General features: G+C 49.5%; 8 protein-coding genes. 1 reads left to right on the forward strand and 7 read right to left on the reverse strand.

The features are described from left to right. Positions 1-21 precede the first annotated feature (21 nt). Positions 22-4,545: a glutamate synthase large subunit gene (gene gltB / locus QUW60_RS01270; protein WP_289558162.1), complete on the reverse strand. Its 4,524-nt coding sequence runs from the start codon at positions 4,543-4,545 to the stop codon at positions 22-24. A gap of 435 nt (positions 4,546-4,980) precedes the next feature. Between gltB and QUW60_RS01275 the strand changes: the two genes are divergently transcribed. Next, the gene (locus QUW60_RS01275) at positions 4,981-6,864 is read left to right on the forward strand and encodes an amidophosphoribosyltransferase (RefSeq protein WP_289558163.1); all 1,884 of its coding nucleotides are present in this window, start codon (positions 4,981-4,983) and stop codon (positions 6,862-6,864) included. A gap of 389 nt (positions 6,865-7,253) precedes the next feature. On the opposite strand, the gene QUW60_RS01280 is transcribed toward QUW60_RS01275, so the two are convergent. From QUW60_RS01280 to QUW60_RS01305, 6 genes are all read right to left on the reverse strand, one after another. Then, the gene (locus tag QUW60_RS01280) at positions 7,254-7,736 is read right to left on the reverse strand and encodes a lipocalin-like domain-containing protein (RefSeq protein WP_258336970.1); all 483 of its coding nucleotides are present in this window, start codon (positions 7,734-7,736) and stop codon (positions 7,254-7,256) included. 9 nt (positions 7,737-7,745) lie between these two features. After that, on the reverse strand, positions 7,746-8,567 hold the full coding sequence (locus QUW60_RS01285; protein ID WP_289558164.1) for a DUF1573 domain-containing protein: 822 nt from the start codon (positions 8,565-8,567) through the stop codon (positions 7,746-7,748). A 17-nt stretch (positions 8,568-8,584) separates the two neighbouring features. Then, a complete protein-coding gene (locus QUW60_RS01290) occupies positions 8,585-10,696 on the reverse strand; it encodes a S8 family peptidase (protein ID WP_289558165.1) in 2,112 nt (703 codons plus the stop codon). 148 nt (positions 10,697-10,844) lie between these two features. Next, positions 10,845-12,956 carry a hypothetical protein gene (locus tag QUW60_RS01295; protein WP_289558166.1) on the reverse strand — a complete coding sequence of 704 codons (2,112 nt, stop codon included), beginning with the start codon at positions 12,954-12,956 and terminating at the stop codon, positions 10,845-10,847. A gap of 14 nt (positions 12,957-12,970) precedes the next feature. Beyond that, positions 12,971-15,754: a DUF4458 domain-containing protein gene (locus QUW60_RS01300; protein WP_289558167.1), complete on the reverse strand. Its 2,784-nt coding sequence runs from the start codon at positions 15,752-15,754 to the stop codon at positions 12,971-12,973. Positions 15,755-15,784: 30 nt separating this feature from the next. Beyond that, the gene (locus QUW60_RS01305) at positions 15,785-17,761 is read right to left on the reverse strand and encodes a DUF8476 domain-containing protein (RefSeq protein ID WP_289558168.1); all 1,977 of its coding nucleotides are present in this window, start codon (positions 17,759-17,761) and stop codon (positions 15,785-15,787) included. Positions 17,762-17,825: the final 64 nt, after the last annotated feature.

The raw sequence follows: 17,825 nt of genomic DNA on the forward strand, positions 1-17,825 counted from the left end.
TTGATTCGTTTAGTAACTCTGTTAATAATCGCGTTGCACTTCGGCTATCTTTTGCTGCAGCTTGCGCATCTGCTCCTCGGCGAGCACCTTCTTGTACTCGATCGGAGTCACCTGAATGAACTCCTCGACATACCGGCTCCAGTTGTCGAGCATCGTGCGCGCAAGCCGGGAACCGGTGTACAGGTAATGCTGGCGGACAAGTTCATGCAGCTCCTTCCGTGCCGTAGAGTCTTCGAGCAGCGAAAGCTCAACCATCTCCATGTTGCAGAAATAATCGAAATTACGGTTCTTGTCCCACACATAGGCCACACCGCCGCTCATGCCCGCAGCAAAATTGCGCCCGGTTTCACCCAGGACAACCACACGTCCGCCCGTCATGTACTCGCAGCAATGGTCGCCCACTCCTTCCACGACAGCTATCGCGCCAGAGTTGCGCACAGCAAAACGCTCGCCTGCACGTCCGTTGATATACACTTCTCCGCCGGTAGCTCCGTACAGAAGGGTATTCCCCGCAATCACGTTCTTCTCCGCATCAAAATTGCTCCTTACCGGCGGATGCACAGAGATGTGTCCGCCACTCAAGCCCTTGCCCAGATAGTCGTTTGCCTCGCCTTCAAGCTTGAAGCTGATTCCATGAGCCAGGAACGCTCCGAAACTCTGTCCTGCCGAGCCTTTGAACTTGACTGATATGGTCTGTTCCGGAAGCCCTGCTTCGCCATACCGGGCCGCAACCGCCCCCGAAAGCATCGCTCCTACCGAGCGGTCTGTATTTCCGATGGTGTATTCCAGCGACACTTCCTTTCCGCTTTCAAGCGCATCCTTTGCAGCCGCCAGCATGGACACGTCCTTCACGCAGTCGATGTCGTGCTTCTGTGCGGTCACATTGCAGAGAGCGGCCCCGTTGTCTACCTTATGCAGCAGCCGGCTGAAATCAAGCAGGGCACATTTGTTTCCGGGCTTCATCGGCTTCAGCTCAATCAGATCCGTGCGACCTACAATATCCTCCAGACGGGTAAATCCCATTTCCGCCAGGTATTCGCGCACTTCCTGAGCCATAAAGCGGAAATAATTGACCACATACTGGTAATGGCCGCGGAAATGCTCGCGCAGACGCGCGTCCTGCGTGGCCACACCCACCGGACATGTATTGGCATGGCACTTGCGCATCATCACGCATCCGAGCACAATCAGCACAGTGGTTCCGAAGCCGAACTCCTCCGCTCCAAGCAATGCCATGCTGATGATGTCGCGTCCGGTCTTCAGCTGACCGTCGGTCTGCAGGCGGATCTGGCCGCGCAGCCCGTTGAGCACCAGCGTCTGCTGGGTTTCGCTCAGACCGATTTCAGGCGGTATGCCCGCATAGCGCATCGATGAAGCCGGCGAAGCGCCTGTACCGCCCTCGGCTCCCGAAATCACAATCAGATCGGCTTTCGCCTTGGCTACTCCGGCAGCAATCGTGCCAACGCCGCTCTCTGCCACCAGCTTCACGCTGATCTTCGCCTTCGGATTGACATTCTTCAGGTCGAAAATCAACTGGGCAAGGTCCTCAATCGAATAAATGTCGTGGTGGGGAGGAGGAGAAATCAGCGAGATTCCAGGAATGGAATGGCGTGTCTTGGCAATGATCTCATCCACCTTGAACCCGGGCAACTGACCTCCTTCGCCCGGCTTGGCTCCCTGCGCCACCTTGATCTGTATTTCTTCGGCATTCACGAGATATTCGGCTGTCACCCCGAAGCGTCCCGATGCCACCTGCTTGGTCTTGCTGCACAGCGAGATGCCGTCAAACGTTTCATGAAAACGGTCGGAATCCTCGCCTCCCTCTCCGGTATTGCTCCGGGTGCCCAGCTTGTTCATGGCCAGCGCCAACGCTTCGTGCGCCTCCTTGCTGATGGCACCGAACGACATGGCTCCTGTAACAAAATGCTTCACGATGCTTTCCACCGGCTCCACTTCGTCGATTGAAATCGGGTTGCGCTTGAACTCAAAGAAGTCGCGAAGGAAAATGGGATTCTCCTTGCCGTCCACCCACCTGGTATATTCCTTGAACTTTGCATAGCTTCCCAGCCGGGTAGCCAGTTGGAGCTTGCTGATACTTTCAGGATTCCACGCATGTTTCTCCCCATCTTTCCGGTAAGAGAACAGTCCGACATGAGGAAGCAAGTCGCCAACCTCGTCCGCCTTGAAACCTGCATCATGCAAAGCCGTGTAGTCTTCAGCTATTTCTTCGAGCCGGATGCCGCCGACAGACGACATTTCTGTCCCGAAATAAGCCTTCAGCAGCTCTTCACTCAAGCCTACCGCCTCGAAAATCTTCGCGCCGCGATACGAACGGATGGTACTGATGCCCATCTTGCTCATCACCTTATAAAGTCCCTTGCAGACCGCCTTGATATAATTCTTTTCGGCCGTTTCATAATTCATCTGCACATCGCCTTTCTTCACCAGATCGTCAAGAATGGCAAACACCATATACGGATTGATGGCACTAGCACCATAACCGAGGAGCAAAGCCGCGTGCATCACTTCACGGATTTCTCCGCTCTCTACCACCAGCGCCGTCTGCACCCGCTTCTGAACCGATATCAGATGATGGTGTACGGCACTCACGGCGAGCAAGGAAGGAATGGCGGCATGTTCCGCGTCAATGCCGCGGTCGGACAGCACAATGTAGTTGACACCATCCGTAACCGACTCTTCCGCTTTTTTGCACAATTCGTCCAAAGCCTCGCGCAGACCGGCCGTTCCCTTTGACACATCAAAAAGCATGGGGAGCTTCACCGCCTTGAATCCCTTATAGCGGATGTTGCAGAGAATGTCCAGTTGCGTGTTGTTCAGAATGGGATGCGGCAGACGCACCATCTTGCAATGGCTCTCGTTCGGAAGGAGAATGTTGGTTCCTACCGCTCCGATGTATTCGGTCAGCGACATCACCAGTTCTTCGCGGATCGGATCAATGGGGGGATTCGTAACCTGCGCAAACTGCTGGCGGAAATAGTTGAACAGAATCTGGGGCATTTCCGAAAGCACAGCCAGCGGCGTGTCGTTGCCCATAGAAGCCGTAGGCTCCGAACCGTTCGTACACATCGGCATGACGGTGCGCTCGATGTCCTCGCGCGTAAAGCCGAACGCACGCAGGCGGCGGCTGTATTCGTCCACCGTATTCGCCACCTTGCGCCCGCTCCGCAACGCATCCAGTTCGATACGGTTGGCAGAGAGCCACTGGCGGTAAGGTCTTTCCGAAGCAAGCTGCTCCTTCAGTTCGCCGTCATAATAGATGCGTCCCTCCTGCGTATCGACAAGCAGGATTTTTCCGGGCTGAAGCCGCCCCTTTTCCTTGATGGTTTCCGGCTCGAAACTGATGACGCCCGCTTCACTCGCCACGACCATCATGTCGTTCTTGGTAATGAGATAGCGTGCCGGACGCAGACCGTTACGGTCGAGCATACCGCCTGCATACCGTCCGTCGCTGAACAAGAGAGCGGCAGGTCCGTCCCACGGCTCCATCAGAATGGAATGGTATTCATAAAAAGCTTTCAGATCTTCGCTGATCGGGTTCTTGTCATTGAACGATTCCGGCACCAGCATCGCCATCGCATGAGGCAGGCTCAGGCCCGACATGACAAAGAACTCCAGCACATTGTCGAGCGAGGCACTGTCGCTCATACCCGGCTGGATAATCGGACGGATGTCCTTCACGTCGCCCAGAAGAGGAGTGGAAAGCACGCTTTCCCGCGCTTCCATCCATCCCCGGTTGCCGCGGATGGTATTGATTTCGCCGTTATGAGCCAGCAGACGGAAAGGCTGCGCCAGACTCCACGTAGGAAACGTGTTGGTGCTGAACCGAGAATGCACGATAGCCAGTCCGCTGGTAAAATAAGGCTGCGTAAGGTCCAGAAAATACTCGCGCACCTGAACCGACGAAAGCATGCCTTTATAGATGATGTTCTTGCTCGAAAGCGACACGATATAGAAATCCTTGTGATGCACCCGGCGCTCAATCTTTTTGCGGATAACGTACAGCGTGCGCTCGATATTGCTCGCATCGGTCACTCCCGTAATGAAAATCTGCTTGATGTCGGGTTCAGTTTCCAGAGCGCTTTTCCCTAAAACGGAAGAATTCACCGGGACCGAACGGAGATGCATAAGCGACAGGCCTTCACGTTCGATTTCCTCAATCATGACACTGAGAATCCGTGCCTGCTCCTTTTCGTCCTTCGGGAGGAACACCAGTCCCGTACCGTATTTCCCTTTTTCCGGAACCGGAATGCCCTGCAGCAAAATGAATTCATGAGGAATCTGCACCATGATGCCGGCACCGTCACCGGTCTTGTTGTCGGCACCCTCCGCTCCACGGTGCTTCATGTTTTCCAAAACCTTCAAGGCCGAATCGACCAGCTCGTGCGACTTGTTGCCGTGAATATTTACAATCATCCCCACTCCGCAGGCATCATGCTCGTTTTGTGGACTGTAAAGTCCGGCACATTGCGGCCGGCACTGCTCGCCCACACTATCATCCTTCGTGATAAAAACATCTTTTTCCATAGACTTCTCTTTCTTTTTAATATCTATTGATTGTTTTCCATTCTGTTTAGGCACAAAAATAGGAAATCAACTTTCAATATGACAACCATTAACGACTTTTTTATAACAGAAAATTCATCGACGCACAAAGAATGTTTCGATTTATAAAAACAAACGTGCATAAATCAACAAACTGATATTATTTTTACAAGTTTTACTTACAATCCACTAAAATCAGCAAGCAACAAAAGAAATTTGCAGTGCCGCTTTCAACTTATATAAAGAATTGTCCCTTATTTTGTATCCGAAAAATATCCGGATACGGAAAAACAAGGGCACAAAGCCTTTTGCTCCTCCGCATCCAAACATGTTTTTTTAACCACGATGCCTGCATCCGTCGCACGAACAGACCGGCTGCAGACATCGACCTAAATCAATTACGATTAGAAACTTATTATGGAAATACTGAAACACGAATGCGGGGTGGCTCTGATCCGCCTGCTCAAGCCGCTCGAATATTATCAGGAAAAATACGGCACATGGATGTACGGGCTGAACAAGCTCTATCTGCTGATGGAAAAACAGCATAACCGGGGACAAGAAGCGGCAGGACTGGCCTGCGTGAAACTTCAGGCAGATCCGGGCGAAGAATACATGTTCCGCGAAAGGGCGCTGGGAGCCGGAGCGATCACCGAAATATTCGGCACCGTACACAGCCACTTCAAGGACCTCACCGCAGAACAGCTCCACGATGCGGAATACGCAAAGAAGTGCCTCCCCTTTGCAGGCGAACTCTACATGGGACACCTGCGATACTCTACTACAGGAAAGAGCGGCATCTCGTATGTGCATCCGTTCTTGCGGCGCAACAACTGGAGGGCTAAGAACCTGGCGCTCTGCGGAAACTTCAACCTCACCAATGTGGACGAAATCTTTGCCGACATCACGGCGGCAGGACAGCACCCGAGAAAATATGCCGACACGTACATCATGCTCGAGCAAGTGGGACACCGGCTGGACCGCGAAGTAGAGCGTCTGTACAATATATGCAAGGAAGAGGGACTGCAAGGGATGGACATCACCCATGCCATCGAAAACCGCATCGACCTGACCAACGTGCTGAAAACATCCTCTCCCCAATGGGACGGAGGCTATGTAATCTGCGGACTGACGGGAAGCGGCGAATCGTTTGCCGTGCGCGACCCGTGGGGAATCCGCCCGGCATTCTGGTATATGGACGACGAAATCATGGTGCTCGCATCGGAACGGCCGGTTATCCAGACCGTACTCAACGTACAGGCAGACAGCATCCGCGAACTGCTTCCGGGACAGGCAATCCTGGTCAACAAGAAAGGCGAAATGCGCCTGGCGCAGATCAACCGGCCCAAAAACGTGAAGCCCTGCTCGTTTGAACGCATCTATTTCAGCCGCGGAAGCGACATAGACATCTACAAAGAGCGGAAAAAGTTGGGCGAGCGGCTGGTCGGCCCGATTCTGAAAGCTCTGGGAGGCGACATCGACCACACTGTGTTCTCGTTCATTCCGAATACAGCCGAAGTGGCCTTCTACGGAATGCTGGAAGGCTTCGACAACTACCTGAACAAACTGAAGGCGGAACGCATCGAGGCTCTGGGACACAAACCTACGCACGAGGAGCTGAAGCAGATTCTCTCCAGGCGCATCCGGAGCGAGAAGGTGGCCATCAAAGACATCAAGCTGCGCACGTTCATCGCCGAAGGGAACACGCGCAACGACCTGGCTGCACACGTATATGACATCACTTACGGAAGCCTCACTCCCTACCAAGACAGCCTGGTAATCATAGACGACAGCATCGTGCGCGGCACGACTCTGAAACAGAGCATCATCGGCATACTGGACCGGCTGCATCCGAAGAAAATCGTCATCGTATCGTCATCGCCCCAGGTGCGCTACCCCGACTATTACGGCATCGACATGGCAAGCATGGAGCAGTTCATCGCGTTCAAGGCCGCCATCGCCTTGCTCGAAGACCGCGGAATGCAGCATGTGATTGAATATGCCTACCGCAAGTCGAAGGCCCAGACGGAACTTCCGAAAGAGAAGATGGCCAACTACGTGAAGGAAATCTATGCACCGTTCACCGACGAGGAAATATCGGCAAAAATTGTGGAACTGCTTACTCCCGCGGGCACACAGGCAAAAGTGCAGATCGTATACCAGACACTGGAAGGACTGCATGAGGCCTGCCCCCACCATCCGGGCGACTGGTACTTCAGCGGCGACTACCCCACTCCAGGCGGCGTGAAGCTGGTGAACAAGGCCTTCATCGACTGGGTGGAGCAGAACTACCAGTTTTAAGAGGTTACTTCAATAGGGTGTTCCCTGAATCAGGAAATCAGATACACACAGACATGGGGCCACAGAATATACAGACCGACGCGGCCCTGTGCCTGTGTGTCCACGTTGAAACACTAAGGCCTTACTCCTGAATCTTCATTTATTTTTTCATTGAATCTTCCTTTTTCCGTAAGCATTCGAACAAATGCATCTTTTATCGGTTCTGTTCAAATTTCCAAACCGAAATCTATCCGCATTTCAAACGGTGCCATGAAGAAATCTGCCTTTTTCATCTCGACAGCCTTGTAATGAGAAAAGCGGCGGAAAAGCCTTTAAAGCTATCCGCCGCAATCCAGTTAGAGAGATGTTTTTATGATGTTTCAACCTTTCACAAGGTTCAAAATCGGATTCTACTCTGCTTCTCCGATAACGCGTGCCTCCGCTACAACTTCATCAGGAACCTTGTCGCAACGCACATATTTGGTTACATCCGATTCATTATCTTTTGCAGTCCATATCATAGAACCTGATTCCAGCAAATCTGTTACAATGTATTCGCTGTTCCAGTCACCCATCCAATAGTCGTACTCACCGCTGATGACAGAGCCGAGGTAAGGATCCTCTTCTATGTCAAAACTTCCAGTGATATAGCGCGCATACATACTGTCGAATTTCTGATACATTTCGAAAGTCTGTTCACGGCGGTTGAAGGTAATGTAACAGTAAAGCCCTTCGGCAAGCGGCTGCCCGTTCCATTCGGCAAGCTGCCACGTACCGTTCAAGTTTGCCGGAGTAACGTCCAATGTCGGAACTACAGGCTCGTCATCGTCACTGCAAGATGAAAGGCAGCAAACCAAAGCCAGCATGGCCATCAGTTTAAAAATATTCTTCATTTCCTGTTTTTATTTTTCATTATTATTCGGTACATTAATTTTTACAGTTATCGTGCGGTCGGAAGGTCTCCCCTCCACTCCGTCCACAACAACAGGGAAAGTGAACGTCTTACCCTTAGTCCGGGGAACCAAAGCTTTTTCCACAGTTATCACAATGTCGCCCTCGCTGCCCGGATAAATCACCTCAGGCTCGGTACGGAATTTGGCATACTTCGGAATCATCAGAGCAGACAGCCGTAACGGCACCTCGCCGCTGTTTCCACACAAGATGCGCTCCACCGACTTTTCTGCAGAGCCAAAGACGACCTCTACAGACTTCCGCTTCAACCGAAGCTTGCCCATGAAAAAAGGAAACCTCGCCCACTCATCTGCACCCGGAAGTACATTGCCAACCAATGTCAGCCGTGCAACCGGAACATTCTCCGATCCGGACAGGTAGACAAAAGCGTTAGAATCTACCGTACCCGGATGATTCTTGGGATGATAGGTAAGCAATATCTCACGCTTTTCCCCCGGAGCTATCACTCCAGGCTGAAATTCTGAAACCATACAGCCGCAAGTTGTTCTCACCCGCACCAGTTCAACCGGACTGCCGCTGACATTTGTACATACAAACCGGCATGTCACCGGATCATCGTCTTCCGTAAGTGTTCCGACATGCCGTACTACACTGTCAAAACGGAGAACGGCTTCCGCATTCTTCATCAAAGGCGGATTGAGCAGCGAATCCATCTGCGCACGCGAACGGAAGGGGACTTTCCGGCCTTGCGCCTTCAGTCCTCCAACCGCACAAACGGCTAACAGCAATATCAGATAAAGCTTTGTTCTCAAAACTCAAAAGATTTAAATTACATCCACCCGTTATCGTTCGCCTTGTCACGTACGGTAACAACAATGGTCTGCGAGGCTTCTCCGCTTACTTGAACAGTAATCTGCGCCATACCTGCTTTCACGCCCGTAACTGTCATTACGGTTCCGTTTACAGCAACAGCAGCCGTCGCCTCATCAGATGAAGCAGCTTCGTAAGTCAGGTTTTCACCGTTAACAAAGTAAGAAGCAAGGTCAATGGCATAAGATGCACCTGTCCCTACATACACATTAGGCAACTTCATCTCCGAACCCGCACCCGCAATGCTGCTCAGTAATGCCCCAGCATCAACCAGTCCGGTTCCCATCTTACCAATATAGTTTCCAAGCTCCATTCTTGTAACAGAAGCTCCCGGGTAAGTATGGCCATCGTAATACAGTTTAACACCGTCCTGATATCCATTATAAAGCGACTTATCCGTCGTGTTCTTCAGCAAATCAACGAACTCTTCAGCCGTAAAGTGGCGGCGCAGCTGCTTGGCATACGACAAGCCCAGAGCAGCAACTCCCGACACGTGCGGACAAGCCATTGAAGTACCCTCCATATAACCATAGGCCTGCTGTCCGTTTCTGATCAGTGTAGAAAGAATCGAGCCGAGCGTCTTTGTCGTCGTTCCCGTTCCTTCACCGGCCTGTGACTCATCCGATGTCCAGTACTCATCTTCCGTTTCACCCGGTGTGCCGTAATACTCAAGATCACCGCCCGGAGCGGCTATAGCCACACCTTCACCATAGTTCGAGAAACAAGAAGGCGTATAGTCTGCTGCAACCGCAGACACGCTCACGCATCTGGAGTACGCCCCCGGAAATCCCGGAAGAGCAGCATACTCATTGCCCGAAGCAAATATGGCAATACCGCCGTCAATCACTCCGTTCGGCGAACCGGCGTTGTTGATAAAATAATCCAATGCTTCCTTCTCCAGCGGATAAAGGCTCTCCCATTCTTCTTCCGTAGACGGACCGGGTGTATAGCCCAACACCGCGTTCGATGCACCCGAATTATACCCCCAGCTGCACTGAAGGATTACCGCACCGTTGTCCGCTGCATATTTGATGGCTTTAGCCTCCTGGTCCAAAGTCACACCGCTTTGTCCGGAGAAAACCTGACACGACATAATCTTCACGCCCGTTCCGGCAGTTCCGTCGCCGCCTGCAATACCACAGACACCGATTCCGTTGTTGTTTGCAGCAGCGATTGTTCCGGCTACATGCGTACCGTGTCCTGTATCACTGGCATCCGACCAGGTAATGACACCTGAATTCGTGACGAAATTATAGCCATACTTGTCATCCTTATAGCCGTTGCCGTCGGCATCCCTTCCGGCATATTCCTCTTCGCCTTCATTCACCCAAATATTGTCCCGCAAGTCCTCGTGCGTATTCATTACACCCTCGTCAAGCACGGCGACAATGATAGAAGGATCTCCCTTACACAATTTCCATGCTTCATAGCAGTTCACATCGCATCCCGCAACCGCGGCAGCATTCAGTGCATTGCCCGTAAAATCATAACTGCCGGTATTATGGAATCCCCACTGATGAGCAAGTCCCGGATCCGTAAAAGGAGCGGAATCATCTCCCGAGCGGCTCATGCTTTTACGCTGCAGTGCAGATTCACTCACATAAGTACGTTTCGTATTGTATGCACGCTTGATGTGGCTGTTCGCCTGAATCTTCGACACCTCACCCAACTGGCGAAGACGCTCTACCGCCTCTTGCAAGTCTGTGTTCTCATCAAACTTCACACGATACCACAGATGAAGGCCCGCTTCACGTGTGCGCGCTTCATTCTTTTCGTCTACAGGAAAAATGCGCTCGAAGGAATATGCTCCCAAAATATCAAGAACCTCGTCTGTAGACGGAATTCCCGAACGGCTCATCCCTCCACTTCTTGAAGCGCGGCTGAACGTCTGGTCAAGAATGTCCGTCATCTCCGGAGAAAACTTGATCAGCAGTTCGCCGTCAGTTGCGTCTGCCGGAAGCTTCACTTCCGTTTCGCCCTGAGGAACGGAAGGCTGTTCTACAATGTCTTCATCAGCACATGCCGACAAGGTCAATGCAAACAAGGCTGTATATAAATATTTTTTCTTCATTTATTTATTCTGTCTGTTAATATATTAAACTCCCAAACCTCCGACTCTCTGCCTTCACAAGCCTCCCCGAAAGGGAGGTCTTGCAAAGAGCCTATTAAATGTTCAAGCCATTGGTTCAATAAGTTCCACTCGGGAAACTTTCAAAAGGTTACTGATTGCCTCCCGCACCATGGTAGTCCGGATCATTTGCTCCGGCTGCATTCACGTAACGATAGTAATAAAGCGGATAAGCAACGCCAGGATCTCGGTCCGAATAACCGGGGTCTATACTTGGATCACAATCACCCGGTTTTTCCGTAGTAGCAGCCGGCTGTTTATTGCCATAATAATAGGTATAGTCAAAATCATACGGCGACTGCCCTACTCCGTCAAAACCGACGGTCACACCATCCGAAGTCTTCCCCTTTTCCTGCTGGTTGAAAATCATCTGCCCCGGATTCCACTCTGCCAAATAAGGATGGAAAAGCAACCACTTGGGCAACGGTCCGGTCAGGAAATTCAGGTTAATGGAGAACGCACGGTTGAAAGGAAGCACGCGAGGAATCTCTGTACCTTTTGCCGTTATCTCTTCGCCGTTCAACGTAATCGAAACTTCCTTCTCGGAGAGAAGCCACTGGCAAGTATCTTTCGAAACTTTATTCCACCAGTCATCACGTGCAGGGTTTTTCCCGGCAAAGAAATCATCCGCATCGTAATACGGCTTCTGGCCAGCTGCCTGCAAAGCTGCCACCATCTCCTCATCCGTAGGAAGCGAACCCTGCATGAAGCCGTAAGAAAGGCTCAAGTATCTCAACTTTTCCCATGTAAGAAGATCAATAAGAGCCTGCTTTTCATTAGAATCTGTCGAGATATTTGAACGCAGACCGATGGGAGTACCATTATATTCGAATCCAGAGATCGTGCTCAGATCAGACAAGGCATCCGTACGGCGGCAGCCTGACAAGTCAAGATACTCCAGTTTCGGGAAGTTCTCCTTCGTAATGATTCCTGTAAAATCCGACAAGTTTTCGAAGTTATTACTGCTCAAAGTCAGCGCCTCCAGTCCGGCATAAGAATCATCAACCTCACCGCCAAGCTTCTTAAAGTCTTCAGGCAAATCTATCAGACCGTATGAGCTGATGCTCAATTCTTTCAGATGCTTCAGCTCCAGAAGCTCATCGCCAAGGTGCATTTCACGTGTCTGCCGGTTAGTATTACTTGCTATGCTCAGTGTTTCCAGGTACTTCAGATAGCGGAGTTCGCGCGGGAAGGATTCTCCCTCCTGGATATTCGGTCCCATAAAGCTTACCGAACGTACACGGCCTACCCATTCTGAAGGCACTTGTTCGCCATCCACCTCATCGGTGCGCTCCCACAAGGTCACTCCGTCCCAGTTGCGCATATTCTCAGCCGAACTGTATGACACCATTGTCTGAGCCTTCTCGCAAATCATGATGATTGCCAGCGAATCGCCCGCACGGTTATCTTCAATCTTCGGAGCAGCTGTCTGAGTCACGGTCAGCGTCACCTTATCAATCGGATTGCCGTCAGCATCCACCAGCGTTTCATCACCATCCAGACCCAACGGAAGCAGATCAATCTTGGCCACACGTGTATAAGGAACCGTATTCATCTCCCAACGGAAACGCACTTTCACTGTGCGGGGCCGTGCTCCACGATCCAGCAAGTCATCACCCACCGGCGTTTCGCTTTGGTTTCTTTCCAAATCAATCCACCCGGTACGCTGAGTTTCAGCTTCGGCAGCGTCATCCCCTGTCGGATCTCCTTCCTCAAATGAATAGCCAATGTTGTCCATATCAATACGGAACTGCACATTCGTCTGGATGGTCACGTCAACCACGCGCTCGTCATAATTTGCAGAACTCTCAAGTTCCACTTCAGCCTCCTTAATCAGGATCTGCTTACCGAAACCAAACTGGGTAACAGTCAGCGTTTGAGGCTGTTGTCCCTGAGGAGTATAGCGCACTTCCAGCGTACGTGCCGTGTTTTCAAGCGTAGAGTCCACAGTCAGCACACTTGCCACAGAACCGAATCCATTGGCAGGAGAAACGCTTACCCATGGAGCGGAAACGCTGGACACCCAGTTTGTAGAAGAAGTGACTTGCACACGCTCCGTTCCTCCTTCAGGGCCTATCGCTATTTCAGTCTTGTCAAGCGCAAGACCTCCCGGTATCCCCGGTTCGTCATCGTCCTTGCACGAAACCACAAGTCCCGCGCAAAGAATCAATGACCATATCATACTGTTGTTCAAAAACTTCATAACTGTCTGCATTTTTATTCTAATAAAATGTCACATCCGCGGATGTCCTGCGTCTTGTCATAATAAAGCAAATATGCGCCCGCACTGATAGCCGAACATACATTGGTCAAGTCAATCGTAATATTCGGATTGTCAGCGATGTCCAGCATGTAAATCTTTGTGGTAGGTGCTTCCTCCACCAGGCGAATGTCATTCGAACCAATCTGAAACCAATAAAGGTTCGGACACGAACCGGCTGCATTGATACCTTCCGGCCATTCTTTCAAGCACCGCTCTCCCTGTGCATCACGCTGGTGACGGATTGCAAACGCCATCAGGCGGTCGATGTTCAGCGGATTGGTGGGGAACTTCGAGAAGCAGTTATAGCTCAAGTCAATTCCCTGAAGATAAGGAATCAGAGGATTAAAGTTCTCTCCCGAGATTTCAGTCAGTTTATTGAAACGCAGGTCGAATGTTTCAAGCGGGCACCATTCCTTGCCAGCCTCACTTCTGCGGAGATCGTCACCGTCAATCTTGGTGAGCAGGTTTCCGCTCATGTTCAGCACGGTTATCGGAGAATTTGACTTGAAAAGTTCTTTCGGGAAATTCGCAATCCGGTTGTTGGCCAACGAAAGTTCATTGGCATTGATTCCCTTGAAATCCGCTTCATCCACATCTCTGATACCATCCTTGTCAGAATCATTTGCATTCTCTCCGATCCGGTTGTTCGAGAAGTCGATCGACCCCATGATGTAAAGCGAGGACGCATCAAAGATATTCGGAATATACGTAATCTTATTGTTCGAGAAGTTGAACGTTTCCACATCGTTGGTGAAACCGCAGAACTCTGCCGGCACTTCTTCTATCTGGTTGTTCTGCAGATAAAGCGTAGCCAGCTTGATGTCCGTACCAAAAGAATGAACTGTCTTTATCTTATTGTCAGTAAGGTCAAGCAGTCCCAACTTCTTCATTTTACACAACGGCGCATCTGAGCCTGCATTGTCCAATCCATCAGGAAACTCCTCCAGATTGTTGTAGCCCATATAAAGAATCTGGATCTTGGGTCCTGTATCTGGATCGTTGGCCAGTGCTGTCCAATCCTCTTTCAACTGATCCCCCTTGATACCTGTATTACAAGCAATGTTAAGCAACTGTATTTCGGGCAGGTCATAAAGGAAAGCAGGAAGCTTTTCCAGATTCTTGCAATTATAGACCTCAATATCAGTCAAATCAGTCATATTACTCCACGACAACTTCCCTTCGGCCTCTTCCTGTGAATACGCTTTTGCATATTCAGAATCTGCACCGTTTTCTTCCCATGAAGTAAAAAAGTTATCTACCGCATCATTGCACACAATCGGAGCATTTGCAATATAAAGCTGCTGGAGTTTTGTCAAACGCATCACCGCTCTAGAAACCCCTGTCAAATTACTTGTCATGACACCGATCTGCGTATCTTTCAGTGTAGGACGCGCTTTCTTCTGTATCTGCTTTTTAGCTGGGTCATTATTTATCAACTCTTGAAGCATTTCGGAGAGATCAGCACGCAGGTCATGTTTCAGGAACATATTTTCATAATGACGGCGCATCTGCTGTTTGCGGTCCTCGCTCATACCCGGAGCAATTCCCTGCTTGCCGAAAAGTCCTCCTCCCACCTTTTCGTCATGAGATCCTAAGGACAGAATCTGAAGTTCTGTAAGCTGACCAATAGCCGCCGGAACAAAACCACTTATTCCGAAATTAGACAAGGCCAATCCAGTGACACGTCCATGATCATCCAATGTCACTCCAGGCTGGTCACCCCACATATCCAATTCCTTGTTGAAGTTCCAGTTAGTTCCTTCGGGATATTCCTGACCAAAATAGCTCCAGTTCTTTCCACCGAGCTTATCCCAAATCTCTTTCAGAGCCTTATAGTCTTTAATATTTTCCGAAGTTTCAGACAACTGAATAGGAATTACAGCATCTTCCGTCAGCATATTATCAGCCACCACGAAGCTCTCGCCATTGACAACCACCTGAGATTCAAGTTCTGAGCGAGAAGCGCCACTTCTCGAATACGCAGAATAAGAAATTACCTGATAAGTACCGGCGGGAAGCCACACGACGGAATCACAGCTCGCCTTACCTATTTCCTTGTATTTGTCATCCGGGTTATCAACGCCAACAGACTCTTCGTATCCGGTTTCGTAAGTAACTTTCAGCTTTTCAAAAGCCGTAACTTCACGGGTAAACATATTCTTTACCTGTACATCCACTTCAGCGATGGAACTGAACAGGTATCCCTCTTCCGTTGCACGCGATTTAAGAACCTTTTCCAATTGAAACTTCACCATTCCTTGAGAAGCCGCATTTGCCGAAAGATCCTGTACATGCAAACCACCGCTAACAACAGTAAATTCACTGTTATCACCAGAGCCGCCTGTATAAAGCAGTTCATCTACTCCATCGTACAAGTAGTAGCCCACCACTCTATATACTCCAGCCACCAACTGAAGCTTATCGCTCCGCACACCAAATTCCGCATTGGTGTCATTATAGCTGTTCAAAAGCAAAGTTTGTGATACAGTGGTACCATCATGAAGCAGCACCACTTGTATCTTCTTTGCATCCGCCAGCCTTTCCAGTCTGTCCGTCACTGTCCGTGAGGCAGATTGCGCCTCAGCCGATGTACTCTTGCTGAGTTTGAACTGCACATAGCCGTAACCGCTTTGCATCAGCTCTTCATCGTCGTCCGAACAACTTGTCACCGCTACCATCGCCAGCATACTGACGAGGAGCGATAAAAAGTATTTGGAATATAATTTATATATGTTCATCTCAATTTTGTGTTTTAAGAAACAATATTATTACTCAGCCGGAGTACCTACGATTAAACCGTATTTAACCCCCGAATTGTCCGTTATTACAATGAATACAACATCGTGTTCAACGAAAGCGCCACCAATCCATATATTGATGACAGAACCATCGCTATTTACATCCATTATCTCATCTTGAGTGAGTGATATCGGACTTTCAGTTGCAAAATCATAGCAATCCCATGAAGCAATCGTTTTACCTAAGGTACTCAACGCAACATTCAAACTGCCAGTTGACGGTTTTTCTACCTGCCAGATGCTTTCAACACCATAATTCTGCTTAAACCAGTCAAGACTTGGACCTGCATATTCCGTACATGCCACAGAAGAATCCGTAGAAGCATTTCTTATAGAGAATACGCCTTCAGAAGGTTCTTCGCTACCGCCTTCTTCTACATTCGACAAATGTATAATAACCATTGCTTTTCTCGGAGTTCCGGCTTCCATCCATTCTGTTACAACAAAGAAGATATCCTTCTTACCAAGAGTAGAAGCATCAACACTTATATAAGTACCTGCAGGTTCAATACCTCCTGATTCAATAGGCTCTTCCGTAGATAAATCATACGCTTCAATGCTCCCTACTTCAAAAGCAAGCGTAATCAACGTAGTCATTGCAGGTTCGTTGATTTCGGTAACCGACTGTACATTATAAGTAGATTGATAATGATTAAGCTTTTCTCCTGTATATGCTACAAAATTTATCTCCGTAGAACCGTCGCCACTTGTTACATTGTTAACCAACTGTTCGCCGGTAGTTGTTTCCTGTTCTTTCTGGGTAATCTGAATCAACAGATTGCGTTGCTGGTAAGCATATTTAATATCTCCGTTTTCTACAATATTAGCTTCCAGATTATCTTTTATGCTTTCATATTCCGCACGCGAGAAAGCCAAGACATAACCCGTTCTTTCTTCTGCCGGAACTCCTGTATACTGAGGCTCGTTTTCATCAACACGCAAAGAGATATCACCTTTTTCTCCTTCACAATGCAACCACAACATAGACGGATCAATCAGAGAAATATTTTTCGTGCCGGAAAAATCTTCCCATTCTTCCAAATAAACAAACTCATAATCATCGTTCAGCACCTTAACCGTAAAGGGAATTCTGTTAGTATAAGTGCTGCTTCCGGAGGTTCCCTGCCCGCCTTCTTGAGCAAAGTTCTTTCCGTCCATCGAAACCGTCCAACCATATCTGTTGCCAGAAGGAGCTGTTACATCAATATCCATCGGGTCCATACCCGCATAAACCAGCGGAAATGAGAAAGAAGCCTTTCCGTCTTCTGCACTGAACACAATCATCTTGTTATCTGTTGCGGCCACCGGATATTTTTCAACCGTTCCGTCTTGAACCACTCTCAATCCGCCTTCCACTTCCTGGTTAGATACTCCAACCAGCGAACCACCTTCTACTTCCACCCAGTTGGGAGTTCCGGTTACGGCAAAGTGAAAGTTCGCTTTCACTTTAAAGGGTTCAAAATCATCATATCCCACGGTAAGAGCTTCCAGTTCGTTGCCTTCCATATCATAGATTTTCAGTTCGCTACCCAAAGCTGAACGGGTCACTTCACCGATAACCGTGCGCTGCATCCCCATTGTAAGCCAAAGTTTTGCCACACTTGCAGCATCTACGGTTGCGCCTTCGTCCGTAGCACGAATGGTCACAGTCTGTGTTCCGGCAGAACCTGTAAGCACAAAACCTTCGTTTTCGCCACTCACCAACTTGCACCAAAGTTCAGACGACTCCAATGTCCAGTTTGTATTTGCCTCAAAAGTAAATTCCTTCGTTTCCCCGATATTACAGCTAAAACTTTGCAATTCCGGAAAAACAGGAGCTGCCGCACTTTCGTCATCGTCCGAGCATGATGCCAATCCACATGCCGCAAGAAATCCTACGAACAGGCACCCCTTATACAATACCTTCTTGCAATGACCTGCAATAGATTTCAATTCGAGATGTTTCATAATCTATTCTTGTTTTATTTTATTGTTTTACTATCAACTTTATTTAAAGCGCAAACCATTATAA

Origin of the sequence: Bacteroides gallinaceum, assembly GCF_030373775.1 — a bacterium.
GTDB lineage: Bacteria > Bacteroidota > Bacteroidia > Bacteroidales > Bacteroidaceae > Phocaeicola > Phocaeicola excrementipullorum.